Annotated in this window: 8 protein-coding genes; 6 read left to right on the plus strand and 2 right to left on the minus strand. The window is 69.8% G+C overall.

Features of this window, described 5'->3' with window-relative positions; genetic code table 11:
• Nucleotides 1-9: 9 nt before the first annotated feature.
• The 5 genes from G9Q37_RS21930 (at nt 10) to G9Q37_RS06850 (ending at nt 5033) form a co-directional block, all read left to right on the plus strand.
• Entirely contained in the window at nt 10-144 is a 135-nt protein-coding gene (locus G9Q37_RS21930; RefSeq protein ID WP_277345040.1) for a hypothetical protein, read from the plus strand.
• A gap of 42 nt (nt 145-186) precedes the next feature.
• Nucleotides 187-1554 carry a putative O-glycosylation ligase, exosortase A system-associated gene (locus G9Q37_RS06835; RefSeq protein WP_166226419.1) on the plus strand — a complete coding sequence of 456 codons (1368 nt, stop codon included), beginning with the start codon at nt 187-189 and terminating at the stop codon, nt 1552-1554.
• Nucleotides 1555-1632: 78 nt separating this feature from the next.
• The gene (locus G9Q37_RS06840; protein WP_166226422.1) at nt 1633-2559 is read left to right on the plus strand and encodes a glycosyltransferase family 2 protein; all 927 of its coding nucleotides are present in this window, start codon (nt 1633-1635) and stop codon (nt 2557-2559) included.
• The gene (locus G9Q37_RS06845; protein WP_166226425.1) at nt 2549-3586 is read left to right on the plus strand and encodes a GNAT family N-acetyltransferase; all 1038 of its coding nucleotides are present in this window, start codon (nt 2549-2551) and stop codon (nt 3584-3586) included. The genes G9Q37_RS06840 and G9Q37_RS06845 overlap by 11 nt, the downstream gene beginning before the upstream one ends.
• Before the next feature lie 25 nt (nt 3587-3611).
• Nucleotides 3612-5033: a PIG-L deacetylase family protein gene (locus G9Q37_RS06850; RefSeq protein WP_166226427.1), complete on the plus strand. Its 1422-nt coding sequence runs from the start codon at nt 3612-3614 to the stop codon at nt 5031-5033.
• 13 nt (nt 5034-5046) lie between these two features.
• Here the strand turns inward: G9Q37_RS06850 and G9Q37_RS06855 are convergent, their stop codons facing one another.
• Entirely contained in the window at nt 5047-6486 is a 1440-nt protein-coding gene (locus G9Q37_RS06855; protein ID WP_166226429.1) for an oligosaccharide flippase family protein, read from the minus strand.
• A gap of 32 nt (nt 6487-6518) precedes the next feature.
• Nucleotides 6519-7202 carry a 4'-phosphopantetheinyl transferase family protein gene (locus G9Q37_RS06860; RefSeq protein ID WP_166226431.1) on the minus strand — a complete coding sequence of 228 codons (684 nt, stop codon included), beginning with the start codon at nt 7200-7202 and terminating at the stop codon, nt 6519-6521.
• A 186-nt stretch (nt 7203-7388) separates the two neighbouring features.
• On the opposite strand from G9Q37_RS06860, the gene G9Q37_RS06865 reads away from it, so the two are divergent.
• Nucleotides 7389-8252, plus strand: a complete 864-nt coding sequence (locus tag G9Q37_RS06865) for a cupin-like domain-containing protein (protein WP_166226433.1) — start codon at nt 7389-7391, stop codon at nt 8250-8252.
• Nucleotides 8253-8274 lie beyond the last annotated feature (22 nt).

Raw genomic sequence — 8274 nt, forward strand, 5'->3', positions numbered from 1 at the left:
GCCACCGCCATGGAAGCCTTCATCCTCACGCTGGACGTCTTCGCTGTCACCTACCTGTGCTGGCGGCTGTTCCGCCACGACCCGAGCGAGCCCGAGTCGCAGGCCCTGGGCTTCATGGGCTACCGCACGGACGGCGAGGAATGAGCGCGCTCAGGCCTTGCCACCGCCGGCTCGCAGGGGGTGCCCATGCGTGACCTGATGTTCGCCATCGCCATGCTGATGGTGATCCCGCTGGCCATCGTGCGCCCCGTCAATGCCTACCTGGTGTGGGGCTGGACCGCGGTGCTGATCCCCACCAGCTACCTGTTCGGCTTCATGCAGGGCGCGCGGCTGAACTTCCTGTTCGCGATGATCGCGATCCTGCTGGTGCTGTTCCGGCGCGTCGACTGGTCGCTCTACAAGCCCAACCGCACGGTGTGGATCTACCTGCTGCTGCTCACGCACGCGACCATCGCCTTCCTGCTGGGCTTCGACGGCAACAAGGACAACGGCACCTACTACGAGGTGCTGGCCAAGGTCATGGTGTTCTGCCTGCTCATGCCCATGTTCATCCACCAGCGCCTGCACATCCACGCGATGGTGATGGTGATCGTGTTCGGCATGGGCATCCACGGCGTGCTCGACGGGCTCAAGACCCTGTCCTCGGGCGGCGCGCACAACATGTACGGCCCGCGCGGCAGCATGATCTACGACCGCAACCACCTCTCCACCGCGCTCGCGGTGGTGCTGCCGCTGGCGTATTTCCTCTACCAGTACGCCAGGCACCGGATCATGCGCATGGGCTTTCTCGCGGCCTTCGCGCTGATCGTGCTGGCCATCATGGCGGGCGGCTCGCGCGGTGGCTTCATCGCGCTCGCCGTGGTGGGCTTCTGGCTCATCCTCACCTCGCGGCGGCGCTGGAGCACGCTGCTCATCGTGGCCACGCTGGGCAGCCTGCTGTTCGTGTTCGCGCCCGAGCGCTGGACCTCGCGCCTGTCCACCATCGAAACCGCCGACAGCGACGCCTCGTTCATGGGCCGCGTGGTGGCCTGGAAGATCAGCGCGGCGATCGCCGTGGACAACCCGGTGTTCGGCGGCGGCTTCCATGCCGTGCAGTACCAGCCGGTGTGGGACCGCTACAAGGACGCGCCGAGCCCGCTCGACTTCCTCAACATCGAGATCCCGCCGTTCAAGGCCAAGGCGGCCCACAGCATCTACTTCGAGGTCATGGGCGACCAGGGCTTCGTGGGGCTGCTGATCTTCCTCGGCATGTTAAGCCACGCCCTGTACAGTCGCGGCAGCATCAAACGCATGGCGCAGGAACTGGGACCGCGCTTCACCTGGGCGCGCGACCTCGGCGACATGCTGATGCTCTCCGTGCTGGCCTACATGACCGGCGGCGCCTCGGTCAGCGTGGCCTACCTCGAACTGATCTACATGGTGGTCATGTTGATGGAGATCCTGCGCGTGCATGTGCGTGATGCGCATGCCGCCGAGATGCGAGCCCGCAAGGTCCTGGCGACCGCCGAGCGCTCTGCCAGCCCCACTTCCGACAAGGCCGCCGCGGCCCACTGATACATGCCTTTGACTGAGCCGACCATCCCGCTCGATCAGCGCGCAACCGGGGGCCCCGCGCCCCTGGTGTCCGTGATCATGCCGGCGTGGAACGCGTTTCCCTGGATCGAGGAAGCCGTGGCGAGCGTGCTCACGCAGTCGTTCCGCGACCTCGAACTCATCGTCGTCAACGACGGCTCCACCGACGGCGACTACCGCCAGTTCGAACGCCGCGATCCGCGCGTGCGCGTGATCGAGGGCGAACGCGGCGGCGTGTCGCGGGCCCGCAACCTGGCCATGGCGGCCGCGCGCGGGCGCTACTTCGCCTTCATCGACGCCGACGACGTGTGGGTGCCGGGCAAGCTCGACGCCCAGGTGCGCTTCCTCGAAGCCAATCCCGACATCGACGTGGCCTACGGCGAGATCGCGCGCTGGGCCTGCCTGCCCGACGGCACCTACCCGCCCGCGAGCAGCTACTTTCCCTCGCTGCCCGCGGTGTACGAGGTCGACCCGGCGCGCCGTGGCTGGGGCTACACGCGCATCCTCATGGGCAGCCCGCTGGGCATGATCACGCCCGTGATGCGCCGCTCGCTCTACGAGAAGGTGGGCGAGTTCGACGTGCGCCTGTCGCGCGGCGAAGACTACGATTTCTGGCTGCGCTGCTCGCGCGAGGGCCGGCTGCAGCGCTTTCGCGCGGTGCTCGCGCTCTACCGCATGCGCCCCACCAGCGCCATGCACCAGATGGTCAAGGACAACCCGCTGGTGCAGGTGCTCGAATCGGCGCGCGAGCGCTTCGGCCTGGCCGACCCCGACGGGCGCGCCGTGACGCCGGCGCAGTTCCGCCGCCGCCTGGGCCGCTGCCACTTCGACCACGGCTACAACCACTTCTGGTCGGGCGACCCCGGTGTGGCCCACCGCGCCTTCGGGCGCGCGCTGCTGCACCGCTACCGCCCGGCGCGCTCGCTGGTGTACTGGGTGCTCTCGGGCTTCAAGCGGCTGCGCCACGGAGGCCCGCATGGCGGCTGAGCGCCTTCGCACCGAGCGCGTGCGCATCGACCGCCTGGCGAGTGCCGACCGCGCCGCCTGGGACGGCCTGCTCGCCCAGGGGCACCAGTTTCCCGCGGCCTTCATGAGCGCCACCTACGCCGAGGCCGTGCACCGCACGGTGGGCCCGGTGCAGGTGCTGGTGGCGCGCGAGCAGGGCCGCGCGGTGGGCTTTCTGCCGCTGCAGCGACTGGCCGGCTGGCCTGGCCGCCTCGGGGTGCACGAGCCGCCCGGCGGGGTCATGACCGACTACTTCGGCTGGGTCGCGCAAGCCGGCTTCGCACAGCCCTTCGCGAGCGCGTTGCGCCAGGCCGGCGTGCCCTGCGTGTACTTCACCCACCTCGACCAGCCGCAGCTCGACATGGGCATGCCCGGCGACCAGCCCAAGACCGGCCTGCGCACCAACTTCCGCGGCGGTGCCGAGGCCTACTGGGCCGAACTGCGCGAGCGCGACCGCAAGCTGGTGTCCGACACCGAACGGCGCACCAAGCGGCTGGAGCGCGAGCACGGCGAGATCCGCTTCGCGCTCGACGACCCCGATCCGCAGGGCGCGCTCGAACAGCTCATCGCGCTCAAGCTCGCGCAGTACGCGCGCACCGGGGTGCGGCGGCCGCCGCTGGGCGTGTCGGGCCACCGCGCACTGCTGCACGCGCTGTTGCCGTCCACCGATCCGCTGTGCCACGGCCGCATCAGCACGCTGCGCATCGGCGAGCGGCTGATCGCCGCGCACTTCGGCCTGCAGTGCCAGGATGTGCTGCACTTCTGGTTTCCGGTCTACGACGAGGCCTACGCGGCCTACTCGCCCGGCCGCATCCTGCTGCGCCACGTGATCCAGCACGGTGCATCGGCGGGCATCGCCCTGATCGACCGCGGCGTGGGCGACTCGCCCGCCAAGCGCGACTTCGCCAACGAAGAGCACCGCTTCTACAAGGGCCTAGTGGGCGCCGGGCCGCGCGGTGCGCTGGCGCGCCAGGGCCTGCGCGCGGGCTGGCGTTTCGGTTGGGCCTGACACACACAACGAGGGGAGTGGCGCCATGATGGAAGCGCTGGGATACGTGTTGCTGGCGCTGATCGGCCTGGGGCTGGCCGGACTGGCCCTGCTGGCCGCGGGGCTGGTGTGGCAGCGCATCGACCAGTACCGCTGGCGCACGCGCTTCGATGTGCGCCGCGACGCCGATCTGCCGCGCAGCGACCGGGTGGTGCGCACACAGGCCCTGAGCCTGGGGCCCGAGGGCCTGCAACTGCCCACGATCGACCAGCCCTTCGGCTCGGCCTTCCTCGAACTGCGCGTGCGCGCCACGGCCGCAGGCCTGCTCGCCGACCCCTGGATCGAGCTGGAGGGTGAGGGCGCGCGGGTGCGCCAGTACGTCGAACGCGGCGCGCGCGGTCGCCGCCTGGTCAATGCCACGGCGCTGCTGCGGGCCAACGGGGCCGCGCCGCGCTGGCGTCTGCGCACCGGCCTGCTTCATGTGGACGGCGCCGAGGCGGTGCTGCACCTGCTCGCGCCCTCGACCGTGGCCGACCCCGACGCGCGCACGCTCGTGATCGCGCCGCACCCCGACGACGCCGAGCTCGCGGCCTGGAGCCTGGTGTCGCGCCGCCAGACCTGGGTCGTCACGGTCACGCAGGGCGACGCCGGGCCCAACGCCTATGGCACGCACTTCGACGACCCGGTCGAGTCCTACCGCACCAAGGCCGGCATCCGCGTGTGGGACAGCCTGAACATCGTGCGCATGGCCGGCGTGCGGCTCGATCGCATCGCCAACCTCGGCTACTTCGACGGCACCCTGGCCGCCATGCAGCGTGGCGGCGGCCCGGTGCAGGCCGAGTTCCTGCAGGAGAGCGATCCCGGCGTGCGCCGCCACAACCCGATCGCGCCGCAGCGCACGCCCGCCGAGGCCACCTGGCAGGGCCTGGTCGACGACATCGCCGCGCTGCTGCGCGAGGTGCGCCCGCAGCGCATCGCCGTGCCGCACCCGCAGCTCGACCCGCACCCCGACCACCGCTGCTCCACGCTGGCCACGCTGCAGGCCCTGCAGCAGGTGGGACTGCGCGAGGGCGAGCTCTGGCTCTACACCAACCACCTGGGCTACACCAAGACCCATCCCGTGGGGCCCAACGACGGCGAGATCGGCCTGCCGCACGGGCTGCCCGAAGGCACCCTGTTCGACAGCGTGGTGTCGGTGCCCATGGACGCGCGCACGCGTTTCCTCAAGCGGCTCGCGGTCGAGGCCCAGCACGACCTGCAGGCCACGCCGCCGGTGGCCATGCCCACGCTCGCGCAGCGCGCCGTGGGCCTGCTGCGCACGCTCTACCGCAGCACGGTGGTGGCCGACATCGGTTTCATCCGCCGCGCGCCACGGCCGAACGAATTGTTCTACGTGCTCGCCTACGATCGCGCGGGCGAACTCGCCGCGCGCATCGACCTGCAGGACAGCGACGCCGGCGCGGCCTGAGGCCGCGGGCCGTTCAGGCCTTGGGCGCCTTGCGCCGCGCCAGCATCGCCGTCACCTCCACGCCCAGCGGCAGCCGCAGCGCCACCGTGGCCGCGACCCACACCGCGAGCGAAGGCAGGCCGAGCGCCACGATGTGCAGCAGCGGCGGCATGGGCGGCAGCAGCCATTCGACCAGCAGCGCGGCGGCGACCGTGAGCGCGGTCATCAACAGCACCGGCAGCACCGAGCGCAGCCACTGCCTCACGCCGATGTGCAGGAAACGCCGGTTCACCCACACCACCACGGGCAGCGCAATGAACTGGCCGAGCATGAGCGACTGTGCGAACCGCGCCAGCGTGCCATCGAACAGCCACCAGGCCACGCCCACCTTGATGGCAATGAGCGCTGCCATCGGCAGGCCCGCCAGGTAGGGCTTGCCGATGCCCGTGAGCGCGGGCTGGGTGAAGAAGAACAGCACGCCCATGCCGGTGGCCACGCACAGCCAGGGAATGGCCGCGGCGCTCGGCAGCCATTGGGCGCCGTAGAGGAACAGCACGATCGGCTCGGCCAGGATGGCGGTGAGCGCGAGCGCGGGCAGCAGCAGCGTGGCCAGGTACGAGGTGATCTTGCACACCTCGGCCGCGAGGTCTTCGTTGCGGTGGTGCAGGCGCGCGAGGTAGGGCAGGGCGAAGTAGTTCACCGCAGGCATGAGCGCGCTGCTCGCGATGTTCACCGTGGAATTGGCGCGGCTGAACAGGCCCACCGCGGCGGGCGTGCTCAGGCGGCCCAGCATGACGTCGGGGATCGCGTTGTCGAGCGCGCGCAGCGACGAGGTCATGATGGTGCCGACGCCGAAATTGGCGATGTGCGACCAGCCCTTGAGGCTCGGGATGATGGGCGCACGGTCGAGCGAGACCCAGCGGATCGCCACGCAGTGCGCCAGGATGTGGATCAGGTTGGCCCAGGCCATGGTCATGTAGCCCGCGCCCTGCCAGGCCAGCACGACCGAAGCCGTGATGTAGACCGCGAGCGAGGCCAGGCCGGCCTTGGCGGTGCGCACCACCTCGAGGTTGCGCACCAGGATCGCGCCCGGGATGGCGCCGAACGGGATGAAGACGAAGCCCAGCGCGAGCACCTCCACCACGCGCTCCACGCGCGGCTCGCCGAAAAAGCCCGCCCAGTGCGACGAGCCGAGGTAGAGCAGCAGCGCCACCGACCACGAGGTGAACATCACCACGCCCAGCGCCGAGCGGATGGCCTCGGGCGTGAGCTCTTTCTGGCGCTTGATGAACGAGCTCACGCCGAAGTCGCGGAAGATGTGCGCGATCGCCACCAGGATCGCGCTCATCGAGTACACGCCGATGTCGTCGGGCGTGAGCAGGCGCGCGAGCACGATGCTGAGCGCGAAATGCCCCACGGTCTCTGCGTTGCTCGCAATGAGCTGGATGCCGAACTTCTTGCGGACTGAACTCACGTTGGGGTTTCCGGTGGGGTGTTGGGGCAGGGTCAGCAGCGCGTGGCCACGGCCACCAGCAGGCCGCCGGGCGCCGTGTGGCTGGACAGCAGCACCGGCAGCGTGCCGGCGTCGGTGGGCACGGGCACTTCGCGCGTATCGGTTTCCAGGCCCGCGTGCAGTGCCTTGAGGTCGATCGCGAGGCCGGTGCCCACGGCCTTGAGGCAGGCTTCCTTGCGCGTCCACACGCGCAGAAAGGCCGACTCGCGCTGCACGCCCTGCAGCGCCTGGTAGCCCGCGATTTCCGCGGGGGTGAAATTCATCGCGGCCAGCGCATCGATGTCGGGCCAGCCGCGCTCGCCTTCGATGTCCACGCCGACCTCGGCCTCGTCGCAGAGCACCACCAGGCTGTGGTCTTCGTGGTGGCTCATGTTGAAGTGCGGCGCGGGCGCGGCGAGCGCCGCGGTGTCGAGCTCGGGCTTGTCGTGCAGGCCCAGGCGCAGCGGCACGGCCGGCCCGGGCAGGCCCAGGCGCTCGCCGAGCACCGCGCGCAGCGCGCGGCGGCGGTGCACGTAGCGCACGCGATCGCGCTGAAAACGCAGCCGCAGCACGCGCGCGCGCTCGGCCGGACTCAGCCAGGGGTCGTCGGCGGGGGCGCCTTCGGTGGCGCGGGGGTGGTGGAAGAGCCAGGCCTGAAGGCGGACCGGATGGTTCAGGACCAGCGCAATGCGGGGCATGGATCGGTGGGGGCGGCGTCGGATGAAAGGGCGCCCGCGCTGGGCCATCGGGAGCTGCCCGCATTGTGTGGCAAAGGCAACGCCGCGCGCGCGGCGCAATTGTTGTGCGCCATTGAAAAGCACACAATCGAACGCACACATCAATGCACACACGGGCCACAACGGGCCCGCACCTGGAGGCGAAGCATGCTGCAATGTTTCGGGCAGGGGGTGAATGCACAGTGGCTGGACCACCAGCCCTTCCGCTTCGAGCACCGGCTCCTGGGGCATCCCGCGCTCTCGATGGAGAACCTCGCTCGGGTGATACCGCGCCTGCCGCAAGGGCAGGTGATGTATTCCACCCGGCTGCTCGCCACCGACGACAACTTCGAGAAAACCTTCCGGCAGCGGCCGATCGACCGCAGCATCGAGGAAACCATCGAAACGCTGCGCACGTCGGACTCCTACATCATGGTGAATTCGCCGCAGGTCGACGAATCCTTCCGTGAGCTGTACGAGGCGCTGATCGGTGACGTCGAAACCCTGATGCGCGAGCGCGGCGTGGGCGTGAAGGCGGTCACGCCCAAGCTCTATCTTTTCATCGCTTCGCCCAACAGCGTCACGCCCTTCCACATCGACCGGTACTCGACCTTTCTGCTGCAGTTCCAGGGCAGCAAGCAGGTCACGGTGTCCATGCCCTTCGACGAGCGCGTGGTCACCGATGCCGACTGCGAAAACTATGTGTCGTACGTGAGCACGAAGCTGCCCTGGGGCCCCGAAAAAGACCGCTATTCCACCACCTTCGATTTCGAGCCCGGGCAGGCGATCCACATCCCCTTCGTCTCGGGCCACCACGTGCGCAACGGGCCGGGCGAGGTGTCGGTCTCGATGTCCATCATCTTCAACACCGCGCAAACCATGATGTGGCGCGAAACGCTGAACTTCAACCAGCGCATGCGCAAGTGGCTCGGCCCGGTGGGCATCGCGCCCGGCCACGTGGGCCGCTCGCCCTTGCGCGACGGCTGCAAGGCCGCGCTGTGGCACCAGTGGGCGCGGCTGCGCGGCTACTGAGACCGGCGCCCGTTCGGGCGGA

This window comes from Hydrogenophaga crocea (genome assembly GCF_011388215.1).
Taxonomy (GTDB): domain Bacteria; phylum Pseudomonadota; class Gammaproteobacteria; order Burkholderiales; family Burkholderiaceae_C; genus Hydrogenophaga; species Hydrogenophaga crocea.

What these genes read in the sequence shown, in the direction of transcription:
- G9Q37_RS21930 (WP_277345040.1), top strand. Translation starts at nt 10, where the DNA reads ATGGAAGCCTTCATCCTCACGCTGGACGTCTTCGCTGTCACCTACCTG.
- G9Q37_RS06835 (WP_166226419.1), top strand. Translation starts at nt 187, where the DNA reads ATGCGTGACCTGATGTTCGCCATCGCCATGCTGATGGTGATCCCGCTG.
- G9Q37_RS06840 (WP_166226422.1), top strand. Translation starts at nt 1,633, where the DNA reads ATGCCGGCGTGGAACGCGTTTCCCTGGATCGAGGAAGCCGTGGCGAGC.
- G9Q37_RS06845 (WP_166226425.1), top strand. Translation starts at nt 2,549, where the DNA reads ATGGCGGCTGAGCGCCTTCGCACCGAGCGCGTGCGCATCGACCGCCTG.
- G9Q37_RS06850 (WP_166226427.1), top strand. Translation starts at nt 3,612, where the DNA reads ATGATGGAAGCGCTGGGATACGTGTTGCTGGCGCTGATCGGCCTGGGG.
- G9Q37_RS06860 (WP_166226431.1), bottom strand. Translation starts at nt 7,202, where the DNA reads ATGCCCCGCATTGCGCTGGTCCTGAACCATCCGGTCCGCCTTCAGGCC.
- G9Q37_RS06865 (WP_166226433.1), top strand. Translation starts at nt 7,389, where the DNA reads ATGCTGCAATGTTTCGGGCAGGGGGTGAATGCACAGTGGCTGGACCAC.